Origin of the sequence: Asticcacaulis sp. (assembly GCF_051954415.1) — a bacterium.
Lineage (GTDB): Bacteria > Pseudomonadota > Alphaproteobacteria > Caulobacterales > Caulobacteraceae > Asticcacaulis.
Genome location: NZ_JBQCHT010000021.1, coordinates 52802 through 77196 on the forward strand (window position 1 = coordinate 52802; position 24395 = coordinate 77196).

Here is a 24395-nt window from a genome sequence, read left to right on the forward strand (position 1 = left end):
ACATTTAGCTTATTAGCGAATTATGAGTCACAGATGAAGCCTATGGTAAAAACCTTCGAAGCCCTGGCTTCGGAGCCGAGATTGAAGATACTGGCTTATCTTTCCAAGGCCACGATGACGGCGGGTGAGATCGCCGAGCGCTTCGACATTGCCAAGCCGTCGGTCTCAAAGCACCTCAGCATCCTTGAAAACGCCGGCCTGATTTCCAGCGTTAAGAAGGGCAAGTACATCCATTACAGCATCGTCCAGGACCATATCGTCAATTCGCTGGATGGATATCTTCAGGAGGTTTGTCCGACGCGCAAGCCGCTGCGCGAAGAAAGCGCCGCCAAGGCGAAGGGCCTGGAAGACATCTAATTCAGGTTCGACATCAGTGTCACGATACAGGTCAGAAACAGACCAATCGAGACGGCCGGCAACCAATAAGCCCCCTTTCGGTTCCTGAAAATAAAAAGAACCAATGAGAGGCCCTGCGCGATAAGAATTGCAGGAATGCCGGCCCAATATGATGCCTGATAAAGATGTTCGAGTACATCGCGGTTAGCTTCGGGCCAGCTTTTAAAACCGAGGCCGAGTGGGGACAAATACCAGACGACAGCTAAGCACCCGGTCACAACCGATGTGGCTACGAAGTAAAGGGCATAGGCCACGCGCTGATCGGTCTTTGTCATAACGTCAGGATAACATATTTTGTAGATTTGTACGCCTGCGACAGCCTGACGCGCGGCAGGATGCGCAGTTTACCCATAGAAAAATTGTGGATATACGGGGCGCCATCACCTCAGCAAGAAGGAAGATGGCTGTCATGACACATATTCTCAAATCTATCGCCGCTGTAAGCGCACTCGCCCTGGTCGCCACTGCCGGCGTTACCCACGCGGCCGATTTCAAACCGAAGCAGAAGGGCACCTTTATCGTCGCCGCTCGCGTGACCACGGTGGCGCCCGATGAAAGCGGCGATATCAAGACAGCCGCGGGCGCGGATTCCGGCCTCAATGTCGATGTCAACAACAGCACCGTACCGACGCTTGGCTTTACCTACTTCTTCACTGACCATGTGGCGGTCGAGGGCATTCTGGGCACTTCTAAGCACCAGATCAAGGCCGTGGGGCCTTCGACCGATGTCGACGTCCACGAAACCTGGGTGCTGCCGCCGGTAGTCACCCTGCAATATCACTTCAATCCGGCCGGTAAGGTCAGCCCCTACGTCGGCGCCGGCGTCAACTATATGGACTGGTATGGCGGCAAGGACCAGAACGGCTTCAAGGTGCGGCTGAAGAGCGGTGCGGGTACGGCGCTCCAGGCCGGCGTCGATGTGGCGCTGCAAGGCCCGTGGTCGCTCAATCTCGACGTCAAGAAGGTCTTCTACAAGACTGACGCGAAGATCAATGACGGCGCGCTGGTCTCCAAGGTCAAGCTTGATCCCGTGGTCGCTTCCGTGGGTATTGCCTACCGCTTCTGATCCATTCCCGGAGTGTCCCCCGACTGCGGCGGTCCTGTTCGAGCAGGCTGCCGCTTTTTTATGGATAAAGCGAAATTCATCTGACAAAACATCATGGATAGCGCTAACATGATGTCGAACCATAATAATCAGGAGCAGGAAATGACGGGCAAACGTCTTTGGGCGGCGGTTCTGGCGGGCGCCATGGTTGCGACGGGAGGTTTAGCGCGGGCCGAATTTTATGACTGGAAGACCATCCCCTTCGAGGGCGGCGGTTTTGTCGATGGCTTCCTGTATCACCCGAAAACGCCAGGCATTCTCTATGCCCGCACCGATGTCGGCGGCATGTATCGCTTTGATTACGCGGCGCGGCGCTGGATTCCCCTGATGGACGGCTTTGGCCGGGACGACTGGGACTGTTTCGGCATTATGACCATGGCGGTCGATCCGAATAACCCCGACCGGCTCTATGCCACCTGCGGGCTCTATCTCAGCGATCGGGTGCCGGATGGCGCGGTGGTGCGTTCGGAGGATCGCGGCGCGACGTGGCAGGTCACGCGCCTGCCGGGCATCAAGCTCGGCGGCAATGCCATGGGGCGGGGCACCGGCGAACGCCTCCAGGTCGATCCGGCGGATGGCAATACCCTGTGGCTCGGCACCAACCAGGACGGCCTGTGGGTCAGCCATGATCGCGGTCGGAGCTTTGCGCGCTCGGCTTATGGTCAAAAGTCGGTGACGGCGGTGCTGATCAACGGGCAGACTATCTATGCCGGCTCCGGTGAGGTGGGGGAAGGGCTGTTCCGTAGCGCCGATGGCGGCAAAACCTTCGCCGCCGTGCCGGGCTCGCCAAAGCTGATCCCGCACCAGATGGCAATGGGGCAGGACGGTACGCTCTATGTCACCTTCAGCGATAATCTCGGCCCGCATGGTGTGACCGATGGCGCGGTCTGGAAGCTGAAGGGCGCCGTCTGGACCGACATTACCCCGGCCAAGCCTTCCAAAGAGACGCCCTTCGGCTATTCCGGCCTCGATCTGCAAAAGGACTGGTTGGTGGTCTCGACCTCGGATCGTTACAGCGGCAGCGGTGATGACCTCTATGTCAGCCGCGATGGCGGCGGACACTGGACGCCGGTCGGGCCACAGGCGTCGCATGACGTGGCGGGGCATCCGTGGCTGATCGACTATATGGGCGGTAACGATAAGGACGCCGTGGCCCGCAAACATATGGGCCACTGGATGGACGCGGTGAAGATCAATCCGTTCAATCCGAAGGAACTGCTCTACGGCACCGGTTACGGCGTCTGGATGACGGAAAATCTCGATGCACTGGGCGGTGAGCAGAAGATTGAATTCGCCTTTGAAAACAATAATCTCGAAGAAACGGTTATATTGGGACTTGAGAGCCCGCCCGCAGGACCGAAGGTGTTGATGGCGGCGGGCGATGTCGCCGGCTCGGCTTTCACCGACCTGACAAAGACGCCGTCACACGGCCTGTTTTCGCCAACCAACAAGACCAACCAGAGTGTGGCCTTTGCCGCGCGGAAACCCAACATTATCGTCCGCAGCGTCGATGCTGAGGATGTGCACGGCTACATCTCGACCGATGGCGCCGAAAGCTGGGCGGCGCTTAATCCACCGCCGCCCTTGGCCACGACCGACTGGCATAATCACCGCGCCGGCAAGCTGGTAATTTCAGCCGAAGGCAGCACGCTGGTCTGGGTGCCGGAGAACGAGGGCGCCTGGTATTCGGGTGATCTCGGCAAGACCTGGACGCTGTCGACGGGCTGGCCGAAGGCGGAACGCGGCCAGGAAGCCATCGCCGATCCTTTCAATGACGCGGTGTTTTACGCATTCGACCGCCATACGAGCCGGGTGCTGGTCAGCCGTGACAACGGCGCGTCATTCGCGCCGCTTTACACGCTGGCGGCAGGCGAGGGGCAGTTGCGCGCCGTGCCTGGCCGCGAAGGCGATCTGTGGCTGGCGGCGGGTACTGTGCTCTATCACGGAGAGGCGGCGATATCCGGCGTCGATGCCGCCTGGCAGGTGACTTTTGGCAAGCCAGCGCCGGGGCATGACTATCCGGCGGTCTTCCTGTGGGGCCAGGTGAAAGGCGTAGAGGGCCTGTGGCGCTCGGATGATACGGGCGCCAACTGGACGCGCATCAATGATGACGCGCATCGGTTTGGCCGGATGCGCGCCATTGCCGGCGATCCGCGTGAATACGGTACGCTGTACATATCGCCGGACGGACGCGGGACCATCGTGGGCCGGATGAAATAATTACGCCATACTCATATTGAGGATGAAGGCGGGGCCGAGATAGATGGTCTGCTTGCCGGTATTGAGATGGATGGTCATGGCGGCGGTTTTCGGCGCATGGTCCTCGGTGGCGGTAAATTCCAGGGTCTGCATTTGCCAGTCCGTACCAACGCTGATCGATTTTTCGCCGAAGGAATTGTAGGGCGGTGAACTGACCTGCATCCGCATATTGAGATTGACCGGCGCATTGTCGGCCGTTTTCGCGCGCACCCATACGGCGGCGACGATCTTATCGCCCTTGGTGATCTTGCCGGTGATCGGACTTTCAGCCGCCGCGTCCCACGGATTGCCGCCGGTGCCGGCGATCTTGATTTCCATGGCCTGACCACCCTGAACCTTGTCGTCCTTGACACGTTTATTGGTCTGGGCCGCGCCGTAGATGTTCCAGGCACCCGGTTCGTTGATGAGCTTTTTGGAAATGTCGTCCTGTGCAAAAGCCCGCGAGGTAAAGGCGGTGGCGCAGACAGCACCCATCAGAAGATGGCGGCGGTTCATAGGTTTCTCCCGGATAATATTGTTATTATCCGGGAGATTACATCAATTACGGCCTTTTTCCATAGGCATAGGGGCCGATAAGCGTGCCGACAAAGCCGCCGGCCTTGTCTGTTGACAGATTTGTCACATCGACATCCGCGGCAATGGTCGTGCCCTTGCCGTAGCTGAAGGTGGCCCGGCCGGCCCTGATGTCCGCCTTGAGGCTTACCGGCCCTATCGGCGCAGGCTGGGAAGCGATGACCACACCCTCCAGCGGATCACTGCGTCCGGCGCGGCGTGTGACTTCCAGCACCGTTTTGCCGTCGCGCATGGCCAGGCCATAGAAGATGTAGAAGTCGTCGTTCTGGACGGCCAGTATGCCGGCGCGGTCGCCTTCCTTGAGCGGTCGGTAATTGACCACGGTGCTGAAACTGGCGTTCACATGCTTCTGGCGCAGGCCGATAAAGGCGGGGTGCGATTTCACATCGCCGATGGCCTCCGGCAGAGCGGTCAGGCCGACTGTTTCGTCATTGAAAACTGTCAGGAAGTCGCTTTTGGGCGTGCGGATTTGCAGCCAGTCGAGCGGGGTCACCCCGCCATAACTGTAGCCGAAATGGTGTGAGTAGCGGGTATAGTGCGGTTCCGGCACCTGGCCCGGCAGGTTGGGCAGATCGACCGCCGCGGGAATTGCCGCGCCCTTAGGCAGGATGATCGGCCAGGCGATACCTTGCTCGTCCTTTTGCCAGTTGACCGGCAGCATGAAGGTTTCGCGGCCGGTATTGTAGAGATTGCCCTCATAGGGCTGCACAGCCAGGAAGATGGCGTGCCAGTCGCCGTTTGGCGTCTGGACCAGGTCGGCGTGACCGGCGGAGGTGATCGGCATGGGCCGCGCCGGATCGAGATCACGCTGGGTCAGTATCGGATTGCCGGCATAGGGCACATAGGGGCCGCCCACCTTGTCGGCACTCAGGATGACTTCCGAATGGTTGACCGAGGTGCCGCCTTCCGCGGCCATCAGATAATAGCGGCCATCGACCTTGTAGACGTGCGGCCCTTCGATCCAGACCGGCTTTTTGGAGATATCGACGCCTCCGTTGACGACGACGTGCTTCTCGCCGACCATCTGCATTTTGGCGGGGTCGAACTGCTGAATCCAGATGGCGCGGTGGCCTTCATAGAGCGGCGTGCCTTCGGGTGCGTCGTTCCAGACGACCCACGCCTTGCCGTCGTCATCCCAGAAAATCGAAGGGTCAATGCCGCCGAAGGACAGCCAGGCCGGATCGGACCACGGACCGGCGGGATCCCTGGCCGTGATGACGAAGTTGCCGCCGCAATCCACGCAGGTATTGATGATGTAGAACAGGCCGTCATGGTGGCTGATGGCTGGCGCGAATACGCCGCGCGAAGTGGCCAGTCCGGAGAAGTCAAGCATTCCCGGCCGGTCGATGGCATTGCCGATCTGCTTCCAGTGGACAAGGTCGTGCGATTTCCACACCGGAATACCGGGATAATAGGCGAAGCTCGAATTGATCAGGTAATAGTCGTCATCCGCGCGTGTGATGCTGGGATCGGGATAGAAGCCCGGCAGGATCGGATTTTCGTACTGCGGTTTGGTCAGTTTTGCCAGGCCGGGAATTTCACTGTCCAGGCGGATATCGGAAAAGACCGCCTGGCCGGGTTGCGGCGCTGGTGTTTGCGGCAGGGTGGCACAGGCGGAAAGCGCCAGAAGCGCTACGGCGGGGAGAAAGGCTTTCATGATTACCGCTCCGGTGCAGTCTTGAAAGCCGCGGCGATGGCGTCATAAAGCGGCTTGGGCCTGAATTCGGCATCGAACGGTGTCGGACGCAGGGGAAGGCCGTCCTTGCGCGGGGTAAAGCCCTGCAGCCAGTTATATTGGTCTGGCATTCCCCAGAACAGCACATCCTTCGTCTGTTTGTAGCTCAGCATCTGGTCGAGATAGATGCGGCCGACCGTGGCGACGATGGCGTCGCGCTGCTCGATATCGCCGGTCGTGATCGTCTGGTCGTCGACATCGAATTCGGTGATCAGAAGGTCGAGATCGAGCGACACGACCTCATCCAGGAAGTCCTTCCACTGATTGACCTGGCCGGCCATCAGGTCGAAGCCGTTGCCGATATGGGATTGCACACCCAGCGCATCGATCGGCACATGATTGTCACGAAACCAGTGCAGCAGTTTCAACACGCCCTTGCGGTGGTTTTCATTGCCGGTTTCCCAACTCATATAGTCGTTATAGACCAGTTGCGTCTGGGGCAGGTGCGCGCGGGCGGCCTCGAAGGCGATGCGCATCGTGTCCATGCCGAGCACGCGCGAGAAGGCATTGTCACGGACTTCACCGGTTTTGGGATCGATGGTCTCGTTCACCACATCCCACGAGGTCAGGCGCTCGCCGTAATGCCCGGCCACAGTGGCGATATAGGCGCGCAGCATCTTCTCGGCCTCGGCCTTGCCGGAAAATTTGTAATCTATCAGCCACTTCGGGGTGAATTCATCGCGCGCCCAGAAGAGGTTATGGCCGCGCATGGCGATATGGTTGGCTTCCGCGAAGGCCAGCAGTTCGTCTGCCGGCTTGAAATTGTAGTCGGTCGGGTTTTGGTTATGCGTGACATACATCTTCAGCTCGTTTTCCGGCACGATGATGTTGCATTCGCGGATGACCAGATCGCGGATTTTCGGATCGGCATACATCTTCATGCCGATGGCGGTGCCGAAGCGCAGGCCCTTGGCGGCAGCTAAATCCTTCAGCGGCGTCAGGGCTTCATTGGAAAAGGCGGGCAGGGCAGTGAGAGCGCCCGTGGCAGCGCCTGCAACCATGGCGGCGCGGCGTGTAACATTTTGACTCATGAAATTTCCCTGTTGAATTTTATTCTGTTAGCGCTAACAGTGTCATCGTTCAATTCCGCCGTCAAGCGCGGCAGCGGCCTTCGTAAATGGAAGTGCCGACCATAGAAAAATAGGGATGAAGTTATGAAGTCTGCGACCCCCGTCGTCACCCGCCGCCTGTTCGGTGCCTCGACCATTGCCCTGACCGCCGCCACGGCCACAGGTGCATTGGCGAAGGCCAGGGAAACCCTGCCTTACAAAAATCCCGGCCTGTCCACCGAGGCGCGCGTGGCTGATCTGCTCGGGCGCATGACGCTGGAGGAAAGGGTCGCCCAGATGGAATGCGTCTGGCAGAAGAAGGGCGACATCCAGGACCCCGACGGCAGGTTCAATCCGAAAAAAGCGTCACAGGTCTGGCCAAATGGCCTCGGCATGGTGGCGCGCCCGTCCGACCAGCAGGGCCTGGCCACCACGACCGGCGCAGGCGATTCCGGCGCCATGGGCAACCGCGACGCCTTCAATACCGCCACGCACGTCAATGCCATGCAGAAGTGGGCGGTCGAAGAGACGCGACTTGGCATTCCGATGATCATGCACGAGGAAGCGCTGCATGGCTATGTCGCCAAGGACGCCACCTCCTTCCCGCAGGCGATCGGCCTGGCGTCATCGTTCGATCCGGATATGGCGACGAAAATTTTCTCGGTGGCCGCCCGTGAAATGCGCGCCCGCGGCGCCAATTTTGCGCTTGCGCCGGTAGTTGATGTCGCCCGTGAGCCGCGCTGGGGCCGTATCGAGGAAACCTACGGCGAAGATCCGCATCTCTGCGGCGCCATGGGCAAGGCGGCCGTGATCGGCTTCCAGGGCGAGACCCTGCCGCTGGCGAAGGACAAGGTGTTCGCCACCCTGAAGCACATGACGGGCCACGGTCAGCCGGAAAACGGTACCAATGTCGGCCCGGCCGAGGTGTCGGAACGCACCCTGCGCGAGGACTTCTTCCCGCCGTTCGAGAAAATCGTCAGGGAAACCAATATCCGCGCGGTCATGCCATCATACAATGAAATCGATGGTGTGCCTTCCCATGCCAACAAGTGGTTGCTGACCACCATCCTGCGCAATGAGTGGGGCTTCAAGGGCGTGACGGTTTCCGACTATTTCGCCATCAGTGAAATGATCACCCGCCACCATCTGGTGCCGAATACGACCGAAGCGGCCTATCGCGCCTTCAAGGCGGGCGTCGATATCGAAACGCCCGACAACCAGACATACGGCAACCTGATCGACCTGGTGAAGGCCGGCCGTATTTCGGAAGACGAGATCAACGCCGTGGTTGCCCGCATTCTGGAAATGAAGTTCCAGTCGGGCCTGTTCGAGAACCCATATGTCGATGCGAAAAAGGCCGATGCCTTGACCGCCGCGCCGGACGCCGTGGCCCTGGCCCGCGAAGCCGCCACGAAATCGGTGGTGCTGCTTAAGAACAACGGCGTCCTGCCGCTCGATGCGAAGAAGGTCGGCAAGCTGCTGGTGCTCGGCACCCACGCCAGGGATACGCCGATCGGCGGTTATTCCGACAAGCCGCGCCATGTCGTTTCGGTGCTTGAAGGCTTGCAGGCCGAAGGCAAGAAAGGCGGCTTCGACGTTGCCTATTCGGAAGGTGTGCGCCTGACTGAACAGCGCATCTGGGGCCAGGACGTCATCAACTTCACGCCGGATTCGGTCAATGACAAGCTGATAGCCGATGCCGTGGAGGCCGCGAAATCGGCCGACACCATTGTCATGGTGCTGGGCGATAACGAACAGACCTCGCGTGAAGCCTGGGCCGACAACCATATGGGCGACCGCCAGTCGCTTGATCTGATCGGCCGCCAGAACGATCTCGCCGCGCAGATTTTTGCGCTGGGCAAACCCACTGTTGTCCTGCTGCTCAATGGCCGCCCGCTGTCGGTCAACCTGCTCAATGAGAAGGCCGACGCCCTGATCGAGGGCTGGTATATGGGCCAGGAAACCGGCTGGGCCGCCGCCGATATCCTGTTCGGCCGGGCCAATCCGGGCGGCAAGCTGCCGGTCTCGATCGCGCGCAATGTCGGGCAACTGCCGATCTTCTATAACTACAAGCCGACCGCCCGCCGCGGCTATCTCGATGGCGTAACCTCGCCGCTGTTCCCCTTCGGCTACGGGCTTTCCTACACCACCTTCGATATCAGCGCGCCGAAGCTGGAAAAGGAGACCATCGGCACGGGCGACAGCGTCACGGTCAGCGTGGAGGTAAAGAATACCGGAGCGCTGAAAGGTGACGAGGTCGTCCAGCTCTATATCCGCGACGACTTCTCGTCGGTGACCCGCCCGGTCAAGGAACTGAAGGGCTTCAAGCGCATCACGCTTGAGCCCGGCGCCAGCCAGACGGTCAGCTTCACTATCACGCCCGCTGACCTGCAATTCTACAATATGGATATGCAGCGCGTTGTTGAGCCGGGCACCTTTACGATCTCCGTCGGACCCAATAGTGTAGACCTGAAGACGGCCACGCTGACCGTGGCCTGAGAGTTTGGTCGCGCAATTTAACTGAAAAGTGCACAGTCTCTTTGCATGACACTTTTCGGATTGCGCTTGAAGGGGACGATTATGACGGACATTAAGCGGCGCCATCTTTTGAGCGGGGCGCTGGCGGGCGGAGCGATGCTGGGCGTCGCTACGGCGGCCAGCGCGCAGAACAAGGGGCAGCCCAATGCGGAAGCGCAAGGCATACAGGCGGCATTGCAGGATTATAACGATCCAGCAACGCTGAACGTCCAGCCCGTCGGCACCGACTGGGCGCAAATGCGCCGTTATCACCTGGCCAATGCCGATATAGTCAAGCTGTCGGAAGCCGCCCGCAAGGTTGTCATGATGGGCGATTCCATTACCGACGGCTGGCCGGGGCAATCCGGCACGCTCTACGCTGAAAACGGGCTGGTTGGGCGCGGCATCGGCGGGCAGGTTTCGGCGCAGATGCTGGTCCGGTTCATGGCTGATGTCGTTGCCCTGCGTCCGAAGGCGGTGCATATCATGGCCGGCACCAACGATATCGCGCAAAACCAGGATCCTTACGATCCGGTGGCGACTACCAATAACCTTCAGGCCATGGCTAATCTCGCCTCGGTCTACGGTATCAAGGTCATCATGGCCAGCGTGCCGCCAGCGGATCATTTCCCGTGGCGGCCGGAGGTCGGCAATCCGGTCGAGAAGATCAGGGCGCTGAACGAATGGATCAAATCGGTCTGTTCGGCGCAGAACTATACCTTTGTTGACTACTGGCCGGCCCTGGCGCTCGACAGTGGCGCCATGCGGACGGAATTCAGTGCCGATGGCGTCCATCCCAATGCCCAGGCCTATGCCGCCATGGCGCCCTACACCCTGGCCGCCATCGCTGCGGCCCTGGCGTAATGATCGGCCGGCGCGATCTCCTGAAATCCGGCACGGCGCTAGTGCTTTCGGCGGTCGTGGTGCCGCCCGCACTGGCCGCCGGTATCGCTTCCGGCCCCTTCACGGCCGACTGGCGATCGCTCATCGCTCATTATCAGGCGCCGGACTGGTTCCGCGACGCCAAGTTCGGCATCTGGGCGCACTGGTCGGCGCAATGTGTGCCGGAACAGGGCGACTGGTATGCCCGGCGCATGTATCTGCAAGGCGAGCGGGCCTATGACCACCACCTGAAGACCTACGGCCATCCGGCTGACAGCGGCTTCATGGAGATCAACAATCTGTGGAAGGCCGAAAACTGGAACCCCGGCGAACTGCTTGACCTTTATAAATCGGCCGGCGCGAAATACTTCATGGCCCTGGCCAGCCATTGCGACAATTTCGACGCCTACGATTCGAAGTTCATGGCCTGGAACGCCACCAGGGTCGGCCCTAAGAAGGACATTGTCGGCATCTGGGCGAAAGAGGCGCGGGCGCGCGGGCTGAAGTTCGCCGTTTCGCAACATGCCGCCCACGCCTGGCACTGGATGCAGGCGGCCTATGCCTATGATCCGGAAGGGCCGCGCGCCGGCGAACGTTACGATGCCGGGCACCTGAAAAAGGCCGATGGTGTCGGCAAATGGTGGGACGGGCTCGATCCGCAGGAACTCTATGGCGGCGCGGTTATGCCCATGCCGGAGGGTATGACCTCTATCGCCGAAGCCAATAAATGGCACGATGAAAACGACGGTCCTTTTCCCGAAACGCCGCCGGCGGCCAATCCCGCCTTCACGCGTCAGTTCTACCTGCGCACCAAGGACCTGATCGACTCCTACCAGCCCGACCTGGTCTATTTTGATAATGGTGACCTGCCGCTCGGCCAGGTGGGGCTTGATCTCGCCGCCCACTATTACAATGCCGGGCTGAAATGGCATGGCGGCAAACAGGAGGTGGTGGTTACCATCAAGCTGGTGCCGGAAGACCGGAAGTCCGCGGTGATAGAGGATGTCGAGCGCGGCAACCGCTCAGGCATCGAGCCGCATCCTTTCCAGACCGATACCTGCCTGGGTGACTGGCATTACAATCGCCAGCGCTTCACTGATAAATCCTATGTGCCAGCGAAGGATATTATCCATCGCCTGTGCGATGTCGTTTCCAAGAATGGCAACCTGATGTTGTCGGTGCCGGTACGCGGCGACGGCACAATCGACGACGAGGAACGCCGCATTGTTGGGGAAATCGGCGATTGGAACCGGCGCTACGGCGAGGCCATCTTCGGCACACGGCCATGGAAGATCGCCGGCGAGGGGCCGACCGAGGTCGTTTCCGGCCAGTTCATCAATGGCGATCCGAAACTGGATTTTACCGCGCAGGATATCCGCTTCACCCAAAAAGCCGGCGTGCTTTATGCCATCACGCTTGGTCAGCCTCTGGGGCGGCTGACGATCGCAAGCCTGGCCGCTGCCGCAGGCAGTCGCATCGCGCGCATCGAAGCGGTGGATACCGACGCCCCGCTGGCCTTCAGGCGCGACCCGGCCGGCGTGCATGTCGAGATTCCGGAAGGTGTCAGTCATCCCTTCGGTATGGCGTTGCGGATTATCGGCGAGGGCCTGGTATGAGCCACCAGGGAATAGAAAGAAAGTTTTGGGGCGGGCGCGGTTTGAAAGACTTTATCTGGACAGCGATGGGATCATGAAACAGATTTGGCTGGCGGCTGTTATTTTGGCAGTTTTTCCGCCGGTGGCGTCGGCCTGCGAGGGACCGGTGGCGGTGTGTAACGGCGTATCGGCTGAGGGTTTCACTCTCATTAAAGGCGGCAAACCAGCCACGGTTTATGTCGATGCCGGGGCTTCAAAGCCAGTGCAGCGCGTGGCCGAGGATTTCGCCGCCGACCTGGAGCGCGTGGCCGGCGTCCGTCCGGCGGTGGTGCATGACCTGAAGGACGTGACCGGCCCCGTGGTGGTGATTGCCGTGGCCGGCCATTCACCACTGCCGGTTGATGAGGGCGGTGTGGCCGGCAAGTGGGAAGCCTATCAGCAATCCGTGGTCGATACTGGCCACGGCAAGGCGCTGGTGATCCTGGGCGCCGATGCGCGAGGCGCGATTTACGGCACCTATGATCTGTCGGCGAAGATGGGCGTATCGCCCTGGTACTGGTGGGCCGATGTGCCGGTGGTGAAAAAGACCGACCTGTACGTGACGGCGGGCTCGCGTATCGATGCGCCGAAGGTGAAGTATCGCGGTTTCTTCATCAATGACGAGGAACCGGCCTTCGGCGGCTGGGCGCGGGAAAAATTCGGCGGCATCAATCATGAGCTTTATGGCCATGTATACGAACTGGAGCTGCGGCTAAAGGGTAATTATCTGTGGCCGGCCATGTGGGGTAAGGCGTTTTCAGACGATGATCCATTGAATCAGCAGACGGCTGCCGACTACGGGATCGTCATGGGCACCTCGCATCACGAACCGATGACGCGGGCGCAGGAGGAATGGCACCGGCACCAGGAGGGCGGCATCACCGGTGGCAAGTGGGACTACACCACCAATGCCGCCAACCTGCGCACCTTCTGGCGCGGTGGTATCGAGCGGATGAAGGCCGGTAACTTTGAGAATGTCGTCACGGTCGGGATGCGCGGCGATGGCGACGAGCCGATGAGCGAAGGCACGGCGACGCAATTGCTGGAAGGGATTGTGGCCGATCAGCGGAAAATCATTACCGATGTCACCGGCAAGCCGGCAGACCAGACGCCGCAGGTCTGGGCACTCTACAAAGAGGTGCAGGACTATTACGATCACGGCATGAAGGTGCCGGACGACGTGACCCTGCTGTTTTCGGACGACAACTGGGGCCAGATAAGGCGCTTGCCGGAACCGGGCAAAGCGCGTCCGGGCGGCTATGGCGTCTATTACCATTTCGATTATGTCGGCGGGCCGCGCAATTACAAATGGATCAACACCAACCAGATTGAGAAGACTTGGCAACAAATGGACCTGGCGTATGACAGCGGCGCCGATCGTCTGTGGATCGTCAATGTCGGTGATATCAAGCCGATGGAATTTCCGCTGTCGTTCTTCATGGATATGGCGTGGAACCCCGAAGCGATGACACCGGAAGCCTTGCAGGCTTACCCGGCGAAATGGGCCGCCCAGCAGTTCGGTCAGGCGCATGCGGCGGAGATTGGTGACATACTGACGCGCTATAGCCAGTATAATGCGCGCAAGAAGCCGGAGCTGATCACGGCGGACAGTTTTGATATCGGCAGCCTGTCCTATATGGAGCAGGATTATGGTCTTCTGGCGCAGCGCGCCCAGGCGCTTGGCAAAGCCCTGCCGGCTAACGCACAAGACGCCTATTTCCAGCTTGTCGAATACCCGACGGTGGCTAGCGCCAATCTCTATAGCCTTTATTACAATACCGCGCTTAATCATCTGGCGGCCATGGAAGGCAGTCCGCGCGCCAATCTTCTGGCCGATATCGTCGAAAAAAAGTTCCAGACCGACAAGGATCTGGCGGCGCAATATAACACCCTTGGCGATGGCAAATGGAACCACATGATGGACCAGACCCACATCGGCTATGATAATTGGCAGCAGCCGGAAGCGCAGGTTCTGCCGAAGCTAATTCGTGTTCCTGAAAAGGGAAAGCCGGCGCACAATGCTTACAAGAGCGATCGCCTCTATCTGCGCCCTTCGGCTTCGAATGGGGGCGTATTTGTCGAAAGCGAAGGCGCCATAGCCATAGACGCCGAACATTTCGCTCGCAAGACCGAGGCGCCGGGCCGGCATTGGCAAATCATTCCCGAACTGGGCCGGACCCTGTCATCGGTCATCTCCCTGCCTCAGGCTGCGGCTTCGACATCTGTTAGCGACATGGCGCTGGAATATGATTTCAAGCTTGCCAAAGAGGTCGATGTCACGCTCAATCTCTACCTGGCGCCGACGCTGGACACGCAAGGCAAGGGCGGATTGCGTATCGCCGTTACGATCGATGACCGGCCCGCACAAACCCTGACCTTTGACCTCAAGCCCGACACGCCGCAATGGACCCAGGCGGTCAAGGATAATATCTTCATCCTGCCGACGGCGTTCAATAGTCTCAAGCCCGGCAAGCACACCATCAAGGTGTTCCGCATCGACGGCAATGTGGTGCTGGAACGCCTAGTGCTCGATACCGGCGGACTGAAGCCGTCCTATCTCGGTCCGCCGGAAAGTGCGGCGGATTAATCTTCCGGAGATGTATTGCCCCGCCCACCGCTTCGCGGTCCCCCCTCCCCATAAATGGGGAGGGCGAAGACGAGGGGGTTAGGCCCGACGGCGGCCCTGTTGCGGCAGGGTTGACTTGATAAAGCCGGCGGGCGGGTCGGTCTCGGCCAGCACCTGTTCCTTGATGGCGCGCGGCTCGCCGAAGAGGTGGCCCTGCGCGTAGCCGATCTCGATATCGAGAATATCGACCACCTGCTTTTCGCTTTCGACCTTTTCGGCGATGACCTCTATGCCGTAACGCGCCAGCAGGCCGGCATAGTCGCCGGCATGGATGTCCTTCAGGAATTTCATCGCCGGTTTGCCTTCAACCTCAAGAAGCTGTTCGAGCAGCAGATTGGCGCCGATCTTGACATAGCGCACATCGGAGCGGTGCAGATCCTGCAGGTCGAAATCGATGCTGACGACCTTGTCGAGCGAGAAGCGGAAGCCGAGATCGGCCAGCTTGGCCATGTTGCGCGCCTCGACCGAGCCGCGCGTGGCGAAGGCATCCTGGCCCAGCTCAAAAATCAGCGAACCGGCTAGGTCGCGGTTTTCATTGAGGAATTCGAGAAACTGCGGGAAGAAGGTTTCGTCGCGCAGGGAGGTCAGCGAGATATTGCAGAAGATGCCGATGCGGCGGTCCTGCTTGGCCAGGCGGCGGACGATCTGCACGCAGCGGAACAGCAGCAGGTTATCGATAGAAGGCACCAGACCTTCGGCATCGGCGACATTCAGATATTCCGCCGGCATCAGCACGCGGCCTGTGGCATCACGCAGGCGCGAGAACGACTCGTAGAAGATGGTCTTGCGCTGGGGCAGGGAGACAACCGGCTGGAGATACAGATCGACACGGTTGGCGATCAGCGCCTCACGGATGGTCTCGATCAGGGCCAGGGCCTGGGCTTCCTTGGCGTTCATCGCCGGCGTGCCGCGCAGAGGCACGACGGTCGCCGCCGGCGCCGCCTGCCAGGAATTAAGGCGGTCCTCAATGCTTTCGCCCAGCTTCATCACCAGGTCTTCCAGCATTTTCACTTCCGAGGTCAGTTCCTCGGAGCGCGAGGTGCGCTGGTTTTGTACGCGGTCAGCCAGTTCCAGCATGTCCTTCTGGGTCGAATCGATGGCGTCGACCATCAGGCGGTGGGCGTCGCGTACGTTTTCGACATCGCGCAGGATGCGGCGCTCGGCCAGTTGCTGCGAGGCATAGGCGTGAAAGGAGAGGCAGACCCCAAGCGTGCCGGCGAGAACCGCCAGGGCTGTGCCGAAATCGGAGCCGCCATTCCAGACCATGGCGGCGAGGCTCAGCCCCACCAGAATATAGGTCAGAACAAGAATAGCCGGGGTGAACTTGCCCATAATGGTCCCATTTCGCAGGATGCGGCACACAGAATCGTCAGCTTGACTATGGGATGATTCAAGTCACTCGCCTAGTGGGCGTTAAGATTTACTAACAGAAGATTAAAGTTAATAGGCGTCGTCGGTATTGCGGCGGTAGGGGCCGGCGTAATTCTGATCGCCGGACCGGCGGCGGTCGGGGCCGAAATAGGTCTTGCAGCGGATAAAGGGACGCGGCCGCATGATGACGGAATCGAGCCGGCCGAGAAGGGCGCGGGCGGTCAGGGGCTTGACGATGAATTCATTGACGCCGGCATCGCGCGCCTGGATGACGCGCGAGCGTTCGGAATGGCCGGTGATCATGATGATCGGCAGGTAGGGATTGGATGAATCCGCCGAATTACGCAGCAGGCGGGTGAATTCGACGCCATCGATCGGGTTCATGTTGAAATCGACCAGGGCGATATCGGCCGGATACTGGCGCAACATGTCCAGTCCCTCGGCGCCATCACGGGCCTCGCGTACATTGCGGATTCCCGTGCCCTTAAGGATGGCAGTGACGATGGAGCGCATGTGCTGATTATCTTCGATCAGCAGGATTTTCAGACTACTGTAATCGGCCATGTGCTCGGAGTGTCGCTGTGAAAGGCAGGCGGGCCTTATAGAGTGTTGTTATGAGCAACGCATAGGCCCGTCAGGCAAAATATTCAAATATTTCCGACAGAATCATTCGCTGTGGTAATTGGGTGACGGCCTACCCGGCCATAACGCCCTGAGTCATAAGGCTGGGATCCACGTGGCGGTCGCCCCATTTCAGCCGCCAGCACAGGTGGGGGCCGGTGGCGCGGCCGCGATCGCCCACCAGGCCGATCAGTTGCCCCTGGATTAGGCGGTCGCCCTTACTGACCAGAACGCGTGACTGGTGGAGATACATCGAGATCACGCCCTGGCCGTGATCTATAAAGGTCAGGCCGCCTTCGTAGAACAGGTCGGGCTCGGCCAGCACCACCAGGCCGCCCTGCGGCGCATAGATCGGCGTACCGATGGGGGCGGCCATGTCGAAACCGTAGTGGGGGCTCTTGGGAACGCCATTGAGGATGCGCTGATTGCCGAAACGCCCTGAAACGATGAAGTTTTTCAGCGGCCAGATAAAGCCGCTCTTGAAGCTGTCATCGCTGTCGCGGCTGGCAAAGGCGGTGGCTTTCAGCGCGGCATCACGCTTGATGCGTTCCAGGACTTCGGGGGCCTGGGGGGTGACGGTTTCCGGCGGCAGGCCGTCGACGCGCTGGGTGTCATAGGTCTGGGGCGCGATGGTGACGGTTGTGACCTGGGTGTCAGTGGCCGTGCGGGTTTCGATCCGGCAGGTAGCGGGGGAATCGCGGTCGAAACCGACATAGAACCAGCCATCGACTGAGGCCGTGCTCTGCCGGACACCATCCACCCAGATTTCGGCATTGGGGGTGGTGTGGCCGACGCAATAACCGCTCTGAATAAAGCGGCCCTTAAGCCCGAAAGGATCAGGGGCCTGGGCGCGCGCAAGTGAACCAAAACCGCCAAGCAGGACGGTTGCACCGGTTAAAAGTGTGCGGCGGTTCAGCGCTTCAGGTTTTTCCACGCCTGGGTAGCCTCCTCCGGGCCGGCATAGGCTTCCTGGGTGCGCGGGTTCCAGTATTTCAGCGCCTCCAGCGGGATCTGCCGACCGGAAACGGCGCAGAGAACGAACTTTCCGGGACGCATGACGGTGTAGTCGCCATCGCCGTAATGGAGAACGGCCTGGCCAGGCAGGGGAGAGGGCGTATGCATATTCATACCACCAACATAGGCCGGTCGAATGCCATGATCAAGGCGGGACATCGCCAAAAATAAGCTCCATTTGAATGTGAATTATCCGCAATGGTTGTGATGGTGGAGATTAAACGTGTGCCTGTTGGTCTTTATGTGCAGCCTGTTTATGGGAATGATTGGTTTCAGCATCGCAAATGCGCAGCCTCAGAAGATATCGCGTGTCCTTCCCCTGTGTCAGGCCGCTTCAGCCATGGACCCGGGATGTTTCGCAACCGTTGATTTTGATGCACAAGCCGCGGCTGATCACCTGGGGACGAAAAACCTTGCTTACTGGGTCGAAGGGACCACACTGCGAATTGCGGCGCGGGGAAATGGAGACCTGACGCCTGACCTGTGCTGCACGTTTCAGGACCGTATGCAGCCATTGGTGGGGGCGCCGCAGGGACTTTGGGGGCTGCAATACAATCTGCCTTACATTGATGAGTCGATACTTAATTTGTCTTTGCTGGTTGATATGCGGGCGGTGGAAAGTCTTGACTATCGTGGTCCCAAGGCCCCGGTAGCGACTCGGATGGAAGCGCTCAAAGGGCGAACAGAAACCATAGAGATTGATAGCCGGAACCTGGGGCAAAAACGCAATGTCACCATCTACACGCCGCCTTCGCCGCCACCTCGGGATGGATATCCGGTTGTCTATATGGCGGATAATTCGGTTGATGCCTTTGCGCCGATCGTCGAGAGACTCATAGTTGATGGCCTTATCCGGCCAGTCTTGCTGGTTGGCATGGATAACGGTGGTGCTGCGCGTGGACGGGAATATTTGCCAGGCTTGGATCAGGCTGTCTACGAACGTCATGAAGCTTTTGTCACTGACGAGGTCATGCCGCTGGCAGAAACACGATTTCACGCCAGTCGGGAAGCGACGGAGCGGATGACCTACGGGTATTCAAATGGGGCCAACTGGGCTTTATCGTTTGGTTTGAAACACCACGATCTGTTCGATCAGGTCAGCGCTTTCGCGGTTGCCGGCAGCCCGACGCAGAACTATGGTTTCGCGGCGGCACAAGGCCAGACCCTTTATTTGGGCGCTGGTGCATATGATTATTTCAACAGGCAGACTGCCGCCTTCTGCAAACAGGCTCGGCAAGCAGGACTGACCTGTCATTACCTGACGATCTATTCGGGGCATGATCCGGCCATGTGGGAGCAGGGGCTGATTGGTGCGCTTGAGGGCGCGTTCCCGGCAATATCGAAGCCTTAAAACAAACTGCCCTGATCCGGAGCGGCCGGTTTGGGCCTTGAGGGGACGGGCTTGGGCGTCGCCTTGGCGGGCGGCGGCGTTCCGCCACTGCCAGCCACAACATCCAGCGTCTGATCGCCCTTGAAGGTCAGGATCAGGGCGTCGCCCGCTTCTACGCCGGCGGGTGACTTGACGAGTACACCGTCTGGCCGATTGACGCGGGCGAAGCCGAGATCGAGCGGTCGATCGGGGTTGAGGTTGACGCGCAATTGTTCAAGCCTTTGAACGCGTTCCTGTCTTTGCCTGAGATCGCGCGCGAACGCTTCAGACAGGCGTTTTGTGAGTTCGGGGAGGCGTTCGCCGCTGCGCTTGACGGTCCGGTTCAGCGCCTCGTTCATGCGGATTGTGAGTTCCGGCAGGCGGGCATGGCTGGTGGCAACGGTCACGCGGCGCCCGACCGCCAGATCGAGACGCGCGGCGAGTTGGCCCAGGTGCGTGCGCTTTAGCTGCACCTCGCGTTCCAGCAAGGCGGGTGCGAACCGACCGGAGAGGCGCGCATAGGCCGTCTGGTGCAGGTTGAGGTTTTGCCGCAAGCCGCCGTCGAGCCGGTGCGCCACGAAATCCAGCCTTTGCTGGGCGCTGTCTATCAGGTCGAGTGGCTTCGGCAGGGTGCGGGCCAGCAGGGCCACGCGTTCGCGGCGGGTTTCCAGCAGTCGCGCCATCGTGCCCTGGCGCCGGCGTTCGAGATCGGCAGTGAAGGCGCGCAATTCGCCGAGCACCGGCGTCGCCATTTCGGCCGCGCCGGTGGGCGTAGGCGCGCGGCGGTCGCTGACATAATCGATCAGGGTAGTGTCGGTCTCGTGGCCCACGGCTGATATGATCGGGATGGTGCTGGCCGCCACGGCGCGCGCCAGGTCCTCGCTGTTGAAAGCCCAGAGATCCTCCACCGAGCCGCCGCCGCGCGCCACAATGATCACATCGGGGCGGGCAACAGCCGTATCGTTATGAAAACCACGCAAGGCCTGGATCACCTGCGGCGCGGCGGCATCACCCTGGACGATCACCGGCCAGACGATGACGCGGCAGGGCCAGCGGTCGCGGATGCGGTGCAGGATATCGCGGATGACGGCGCCGGTCGGCGAGGTGATGACGCCTATGGTGCGCGGCGCATAGGGCAGAGGCTTCTTTCGCGCCGGATCGAACAGGCCCTCGCCGTGAAGCTTTTTCTTCAGACGGTCGAGCTGGGCCAGCAGGGCGCCGATGCCGGCCACCTCCATCGCCTCGATGACAATCTGGTATTTCGATGAGGCCGGGAAGGTGGTGATCTTGCCGGTGACAATGACCTCCAGGCCCTGTTCCGGCTGGGCCTGCAGACGGCTGACATTGCCTTTCCAGATGACGCCGTCGATTGCCGCCTTGTCGTCCTTGATCGTCAGGTAGACATGGCCGGAGGCATGGCGCGTAACCTTGGAGATTTCGCCGCGCAGACGGACATGATCATAAGTGGTTTCCAGCGTGCGCTTCAGCGCCCCCGCCAGTTCGGAAACCGAATAGGCGGCAGCATTCGTTGATTCGCCGGGCATGAGATCATTGGCCATGCCGGTACTTTAGCGCAATTTTCGCCGCAATTTCGACTTGGCCCCAGTTTTGCGGCTCTAATCGTTTTTTATCCACAAATGTTTAGGTTTTCTTCAGAGGGCTCAACTTAGGGTGAGTCTTACAAGAAGCAGGACAGAGCGCCATGCGCCGCACAGTGCCCTTGGCTGAGGAGGCCGGCCGCCACGCCGTTTTTCATCAGCCGGATATATTCGAAGCGGAGCCGGATTCGGGCTTCGATCATCTGACCGCCCTGGCGGCGGATATCTTTGGCGCGCCTATCGTCCTGATTTCGCTGGTGGATGGCGAGCGCTACAGTTTCGTGACCGCCCGCGGCATTGACCTGCGTTCCGTGCCGGCGGAAATCTCGTTCTGCGAACACACGCTCCGTTCTGGCGGCCTGATGGTCGTGCCGGATGCCCTGGCCGATACGCGTTTTGCCAGCAATCCCTTCGTGACCAGTGCGCCGGCGGTTCGCTTCTATGCCGGCCAGCCCCTGCATTATGAAGGGGTGCAGATCGGCACCTTTTGCATTCTCGATACGGTCGCGCGTCCTGATTTTGATGCGATCCAGGCGGGCCGTCTGCAAAAGCTGGCCGCCAGCGTCTCCGATATGATGGCCCTGCGGCGCAGCGGCGCGGCGAAGAAGGCGGCGATCCGCCGGCTCCAGGAAACCCAGCGCAAGCTGGAACTGATGGAGGAGGTAGCCGGGGTCGGCTACTGGCATATCCATGCCCCGACCGGTGATTGCTTCTGGTCGCGCGGCGTCTATGCCATCCACGGTCTGAACCGCGACAGCTACCAGCCCCAGATCGATACGGCGATCCAGCTCTTCCACCCGGATGACCGGGCGGCGGTCGAAGCCTGTGTACGCCAGGCCCTGTCAAATGGCGAGGATTTCACCTTCGAGCACCGCCTGATGCGTGCTGATGGCGAGGAGCGCATCGTCTATTCCAGGGGCGGCGCCGAATATACCGAGGACGGCCGGCCGGAATATATTTTCGGCATATTGCAGGATATAACCGAGCAGGCACATCTGGAAGAGACCCTGCGCACGGCCAAGGAAACGGCCGAAGCCTTTGTCATGGCCAAATCGGATTTCCTCTCCAATATGAGCCACGAAATCCGCACGCCACTGACGACCATACTGGGTTATGCCACCCTGCTGAACGGCGTATCAGATCTGCCCAAGGACGCGCGCCATTATATTGGCCGCATCAATAAGGCGGGAGAGGCCCTGCTCAGCCTGATCACCGATATTCTGGACTTCTCCAAGCTGGAGGCCGGGCAGGTGCGGCTCGATCCGCAACCGGCGAATATACGCAGCCTGGCGACCGATATTGTCGATCAGTTCGCGGTGCTGGGGGAAACGCGCGATATCGACGTCGTTTGCGACTATGATCCACACATGCCGGACTGGCTGCTGCTGGATGATGTGCGCCTGCGCCAGGTTTTTTACAACCTGGTCGGCAATGCCTGCAAATTCACGCAGAACGGCCAGGTGGTGGTGTCTGCCGCCATGCCGGAAAAGGGCCGTCTGCGCGTCGAGGTGCGGGATAACGGGCCGGGCATCCCTTATGATCAGCAGCCGCACCTCTTCACGCGGTTCAACCAGATCGACAACAGCATCAGCCGCAGATATGGCGGTTCCGGCCTCGGTCTTTCCATTTGCCACGAGATCATCAAACTGATGCAGGGGCGTATCGGCGTGGAGTCCGCGCCGGGCGAGGGCGCCTGCTTCTGGTTCGAGATACCCGTCAGTGAGGCCGCCGCCCCGGCGCCGGTGGTGAGCGCCAATGACCTGAAACCGGTCTTCCTGGAGGATCGCAAGGTATTGATCGTCGACGACCATCCGATCAACCGCGAACTGATCCGCCTGCTGATGACGGATTCCGGGCTGGAAATCCATGAGGTCAGCGATGGCGAGGCCGCGCTGGAAATCTGCGAACGCATCAGGTTTGACTTAATCTTCATGGATATCCAGATGCCGGTGCTGGATGGCATAGCCGCCACGCGCACCCTGCGCGAGGGGCGTGGGCTCAATGCGGAGACGGCGATCGTGGCCCTCAGCGCCGCCGCCCAGACCAAGCTATCCGACGATACGCGTGGCCATGGTTTTAATCATGTCCTGACCAAGCCGATTGATATGCCGCAGTTTTTCAATATCCTGCACGCCTGCCTTGAAGGCACGGTCACGCCCTATCGGCTGGCGGGCTGAGACTTTTCGCTTGACCCGGAAGGCCGGGTGAGGGAAGCGAAAGCCATGAACATTCTGCTGATCGGTTCGGGCGGCCGTGAACACGCCCTCGCTTGGAAAATCGCCCAGTCGCCCTTGTGCGACAAATTGGTTATCGCGCCGGGCAATCCCGGCATGGCGAATTTAGGTCAGTGCCACAATATCAAGGCGACCGATGTGCCGGGCCTGGTAGGGCTGGCGCGCGAGATCAAGGCGGACCTGGTGGTGGTCGGCCCTGAAAACGCCCTGGCGGAAGGTCTGGCCGATGCCCTGGCTGCCGCCAATATCCCGTGCTTCGGGCCGTTGAAGAAGGCGGCGCAACTGGAAGCCTCCAAGGGCTTCACCAAGGATTTCTGCAAGCGCCACAATATCCCGACGGCCGCCTATGAGACCTTCGACAATGTCGAGGAGGCGCGCGAGTTCCTGAAAACCTACAGCCCGCCCTATGTGATCAAGGCCGATGGCCTGGCCGCCGGCAAGGGCGTCGCCATTTCGCCGGATTACCAGGACGCCGTGGCCGAGGTCGAGGCCATGCTGGGGGGACGTTACGGCCCGGCCAGTTCGAACATCGTCATTGAGGAGTTCATGGCCGGCGAGGAGGCTTCCGTCTTTGCCCTGTGCGACGGCGAGACGGCGATCCTTTTTGGATGGGCGCAGGATCACAAGCGCGCCTTTGACGGGGATACCGGTCCGAATACCGGTGGCATGGGCACCTACAGCCCGGCGCCGATCGTGACGCCGGAACTCCTGCGGATCACCGAAACCGAAATCCTGGCCCCGACCATGGCCGGAATGAAGGCCGAGGGCAATCCGTACAAGGGCGTGCTTTATGCCGGCCTGATGGTGGAGAATGGTCGCCCGCGACTGGTGGAATATAATGCCCGCTTCGGTGATCCGGAATGCCAGGTGCTGATGCTGCGCCTGAAAAGCGACATCGTGCCCTATCTGCTGGCGGCGGCCACCGGCGGCCTGAAAAACCTGCCGGCGCCGCAATGGCATGACGATCCGGCGGTCTGTGTCATCTATGCCGCCAAGGGCTATCCCGACAGTCCGCTGACCGGTTCGGTCATTCGTGGCGCTGAGCAGGATTTCGGCCCGGATGTGACGGTTTTCCATGCCGGCACCAGTCGGGGGGAAGATGGCAGCTTGCGTGCCGCCGGTGGTCGCGTGCTGAATATCTGCGCCCGTGGCAAGACCCTGCAGGAAGCCCGCGATAAGGCTTACGAAGCGATCAGTGATATCGACTGGCCGGGTGGGTTTTATCGCACCGACATCGCCTGGCGAGCCCTTTAGGCTTCGATCTTTGGCCGATTAGAGCGTTATGACTTTAAGTGGAAGCATAGCCTGAGTTCCTGAAGTAGTTTGCGCATTCGTCTGGAGGAAATCGATCAATGAGTTTTCCGATCTTCCTCCAGACGGTTTCTTTGGTTCGCTCCGCCGCCTTCCTCATG

19 protein-coding genes are annotated in these 24395 nt (G+C 60.2%); 10 read left to right on the top strand and 9 right to left on the bottom strand.

Annotation, left to right across the window (positions count from 1 at the left end; genetic code table 11):
* Positions 1-33: 33 nt before the first annotated feature.
* Positions 34-357 (top strand): metalloregulator ArsR/SmtB family transcription factor, encoded by a 324-nt coding sequence (locus ACTHND_RS06935; protein WP_440177107.1) that lies wholly within the window; start codon positions 34-36, stop codon positions 355-357.
* Here the strand turns inward: ACTHND_RS06935 and ACTHND_RS06940 are convergent.
* Positions 354-671: a hypothetical protein gene (locus tag ACTHND_RS06940; RefSeq protein ID WP_440177109.1), complete on the bottom strand. Its 318-nt coding sequence runs from the start codon at positions 669-671 to the stop codon at positions 354-356. The two genes, ACTHND_RS06935 and ACTHND_RS06940, sit on opposite strands and share 4 nt — an antisense overlap.
* A gap of 134 nt (positions 672-805) precedes the next feature.
* On the opposite strand from ACTHND_RS06940, the gene ACTHND_RS06945 reads away from it, so the two are divergent.
* Together ACTHND_RS06945 and ACTHND_RS06950 are read left to right on the top strand one after the other, a co-directional pair.
* Positions 806-1462, top strand: a complete 657-nt coding sequence (locus ACTHND_RS06945; RefSeq protein WP_440177111.1) for an OmpW/AlkL family protein — start codon at positions 806-808, stop codon at positions 1460-1462.
* A gap of 141 nt (positions 1463-1603) precedes the next feature.
* Entirely contained in the window at positions 1604-3721 is a 2118-nt protein-coding gene (locus ACTHND_RS06950) for an exo-alpha-sialidase (RefSeq protein ID WP_440177113.1), read from the top strand.
* Here ACTHND_RS06950 and ACTHND_RS06955 read toward each other — a convergent pair whose 3' ends face one another.
* From ACTHND_RS06955 to ACTHND_RS06965, 3 genes are read right to left on the bottom strand one after another with little or no spacing between them, the layout of a single operon-like run.
* Positions 3722-4255, bottom strand: coding sequence for a carbohydrate binding domain-containing protein (locus ACTHND_RS06955; RefSeq protein ID WP_440177115.1), 534 nt, complete (start codon positions 4253-4255; stop codon positions 3722-3724).
* A 46-nt stretch (positions 4256-4301) separates the two neighbouring features.
* Positions 4302-5990, bottom strand: coding sequence for a glycoside hydrolase family 43 protein (locus tag ACTHND_RS06960; RefSeq protein WP_440177117.1), 1689 nt, complete (start codon positions 5988-5990; stop codon positions 4302-4304).
* Between the two features lie 2 nt (positions 5991-5992).
* A complete protein-coding gene (locus ACTHND_RS06965; RefSeq protein WP_440177119.1) occupies positions 5993-7099 on the bottom strand; it encodes an endo-1,4-beta-xylanase in 1107 nt (368 codons plus the stop codon).
* Positions 7100-7222: 123 nt separating this feature from the next.
* Between ACTHND_RS06965 and ACTHND_RS06970 the strand changes: the two genes are divergently transcribed.
* The 4 genes from ACTHND_RS06970 to ACTHND_RS06985 all read left to right on the top strand — a co-directional run bounded on the left by ACTHND_RS06970 (position 7223) and on the right by ACTHND_RS06985 (position 14737).
* Positions 7223-9616: a glycoside hydrolase family 3 N-terminal domain-containing protein gene (locus tag ACTHND_RS06970; RefSeq protein ID WP_440177121.1), complete on the top strand. Its 2394-nt coding sequence runs from the start codon at positions 7223-7225 to the stop codon at positions 9614-9616.
* A gap of 81 nt (positions 9617-9697) precedes the next feature.
* Complete coding sequence (locus ACTHND_RS06975) at positions 9698-10498, top strand: GDSL-type esterase/lipase family protein (protein WP_440177123.1); 801 nt, start codon at positions 9698-9700, stop codon at positions 10496-10498.
* Positions 10498-12132, top strand: coding sequence for an alpha-L-fucosidase (locus tag ACTHND_RS06980; RefSeq protein WP_440177125.1), 1635 nt, complete (start codon positions 10498-10500; stop codon positions 12130-12132). The genes ACTHND_RS06975 and ACTHND_RS06980 overlap by 1 nt, the downstream gene beginning before the upstream one ends.
* Positions 12133-12205: 73 nt before the next feature.
* Positions 12206-14737, top strand: a complete 2532-nt coding sequence (locus ACTHND_RS06985; RefSeq protein ID WP_440177127.1) for a glycosyl hydrolase 115 family protein — start codon at positions 12206-12208, stop codon at positions 14735-14737.
* Positions 14738-14815: 78 nt separating this feature from the next.
* On the opposite strand, the gene tipF is transcribed toward ACTHND_RS06985, so the two are convergent.
* The 4 genes from tipF to ACTHND_RS07005 all read right to left on the bottom strand — a co-directional run bounded on the left by tipF (position 14816) and on the right by ACTHND_RS07005 (position 17896).
* The gene (gene tipF / locus ACTHND_RS06990; protein ID WP_440177129.1) at positions 14816-16108 is read right to left on the bottom strand and encodes a flagella assembly cyclic-di-GMP phosphodiesterase TipF; all 1293 of its coding nucleotides are present in this window, start codon (positions 16106-16108) and stop codon (positions 14816-14818) included.
* A gap of 108 nt (positions 16109-16216) precedes the next feature.
* Entirely contained in the window at positions 16217-16711 is a 495-nt protein-coding gene (locus ACTHND_RS06995; RefSeq protein WP_440177131.1) for a response regulator, read from the bottom strand.
* A 130-nt stretch (positions 16712-16841) separates the two neighbouring features.
* Positions 16842-17702, bottom strand: coding sequence for a M23 family metallopeptidase (locus ACTHND_RS07000; protein WP_440177133.1), 861 nt, complete (start codon positions 17700-17702; stop codon positions 16842-16844).
* Positions 17681-17896, bottom strand: coding sequence for a DUF2093 domain-containing protein (locus ACTHND_RS07005; RefSeq protein ID WP_440177143.1), 216 nt, complete (start codon positions 17894-17896; stop codon positions 17681-17683). The genes ACTHND_RS07000 and ACTHND_RS07005 overlap by 22 nt, the downstream gene beginning before the upstream one ends.
* A gap of 109 nt (positions 17897-18005) precedes the next feature.
* Between ACTHND_RS07005 and ACTHND_RS07010 the strand changes: the two genes are divergently transcribed.
* Complete coding sequence (locus tag ACTHND_RS07010; RefSeq protein WP_440177135.1) at positions 18006-19133, top strand: alpha/beta hydrolase; 1128 nt, start codon at positions 18006-18008, stop codon at positions 19131-19133.
* Here the strand turns inward: ACTHND_RS07010 and xseA are convergent.
* Entirely contained in the window at positions 19130-20710 is a 1581-nt protein-coding gene (gene xseA / locus ACTHND_RS07015; protein WP_440177137.1) for an exodeoxyribonuclease VII large subunit, read from the bottom strand. The genes ACTHND_RS07010 and xseA overlap by 4 nt on opposite strands.
* 143 nt (positions 20711-20853) lie before the next feature.
* Between xseA and ACTHND_RS07020 the strand changes: the two genes are divergently transcribed.
* Positions 20854-22926, top strand: coding sequence for an ATP-binding protein (locus tag ACTHND_RS07020; RefSeq protein ID WP_440177139.1), 2073 nt, complete (start codon positions 20854-20856; stop codon positions 22924-22926).
* A gap of 45 nt (positions 22927-22971) precedes the next feature.
* The gene (gene purD, locus ACTHND_RS07025; protein ID WP_440177141.1) at positions 22972-24237 is read left to right on the top strand and encodes a phosphoribosylamine--glycine ligase; all 1266 of its coding nucleotides are present in this window, start codon (positions 22972-22974) and stop codon (positions 24235-24237) included.
* The last annotated feature ends 158 nt before the right edge of the window (positions 24238-24395 follow it).

Coding starts and splice junctions, on each gene's coding strand:
- ACTHND_RS06935 (WP_440177107.1), top strand. CDS start 34: ATGAAGCCTATGGTAAAAACCTTCGAAGCCCTGGCTTCGGAGCCGAGA.
- ACTHND_RS06940 (WP_440177109.1), bottom strand. CDS start 671: ATGACAAAGACCGATCAGCGCGTGGCCTATGCCCTTTACTTCGTAGCC.
- ACTHND_RS06945 (WP_440177111.1), top strand. CDS start 806: ATGACACATATTCTCAAATCTATCGCCGCTGTAAGCGCACTCGCCCTG.
- ACTHND_RS06950 (WP_440177113.1), top strand. CDS start 1,604: ATGACGGGCAAACGTCTTTGGGCGGCGGTTCTGGCGGGCGCCATGGTT.
- ACTHND_RS06955 (WP_440177115.1), bottom strand. CDS start 4,255: ATGAACCGCCGCCATCTTCTGATGGGTGCTGTCTGCGCCACCGCCTTT.
- ACTHND_RS06960 (WP_440177117.1), bottom strand. CDS start 5,990: ATGAAAGCCTTTCTCCCCGCCGTAGCGCTTCTGGCGCTTTCCGCCTGT.
- ACTHND_RS06965 (WP_440177119.1), bottom strand. CDS start 7,099: ATGAGTCAAAATGTTACACGCCGCGCCGCCATGGTTGCAGGCGCTGCC.
- ACTHND_RS06970 (WP_440177121.1), top strand. CDS start 7,223: ATGAAGTCTGCGACCCCCGTCGTCACCCGCCGCCTGTTCGGTGCCTCG.
- ACTHND_RS06975 (WP_440177123.1), top strand. CDS start 9,698: ATGACGGACATTAAGCGGCGCCATCTTTTGAGCGGGGCGCTGGCGGGC.
- ACTHND_RS06980 (WP_440177125.1), top strand. CDS start 10,498: ATGATCGGCCGGCGCGATCTCCTGAAATCCGGCACGGCGCTAGTGCTT.
- ACTHND_RS06985 (WP_440177127.1), top strand. CDS start 12,206: ATGAAACAGATTTGGCTGGCGGCTGTTATTTTGGCAGTTTTTCCGCCG.
- tipF (WP_440177129.1), bottom strand. CDS start 16,108: ATGGGCAAGTTCACCCCGGCTATTCTTGTTCTGACCTATATTCTGGTG.
- ACTHND_RS06995 (WP_440177131.1), bottom strand. CDS start 16,711: ATGGCCGATTACAGTAGTCTGAAAATCCTGCTGATCGAAGATAATCAG.
- ACTHND_RS07005 (WP_440177143.1), bottom strand. CDS start 17,896: ATGAATATGCATACGCCCTCTCCCCTGCCTGGCCAGGCCGTTCTCCAT.
- xseA (WP_440177137.1), bottom strand. CDS start 20,710: ATGGCCAATGATCTCATGCCCGGCGAATCAACGAATGCTGCCGCCTAT.
- ACTHND_RS07020 (WP_440177139.1), top strand. CDS start 20,854: ATGCGCCGCACAGTGCCCTTGGCTGAGGAGGCCGGCCGCCACGCCGTT.
- purD (WP_440177141.1), top strand. CDS start 22,972: ATGAACATTCTGCTGATCGGTTCGGGCGGCCGTGAACACGCCCTCGCT.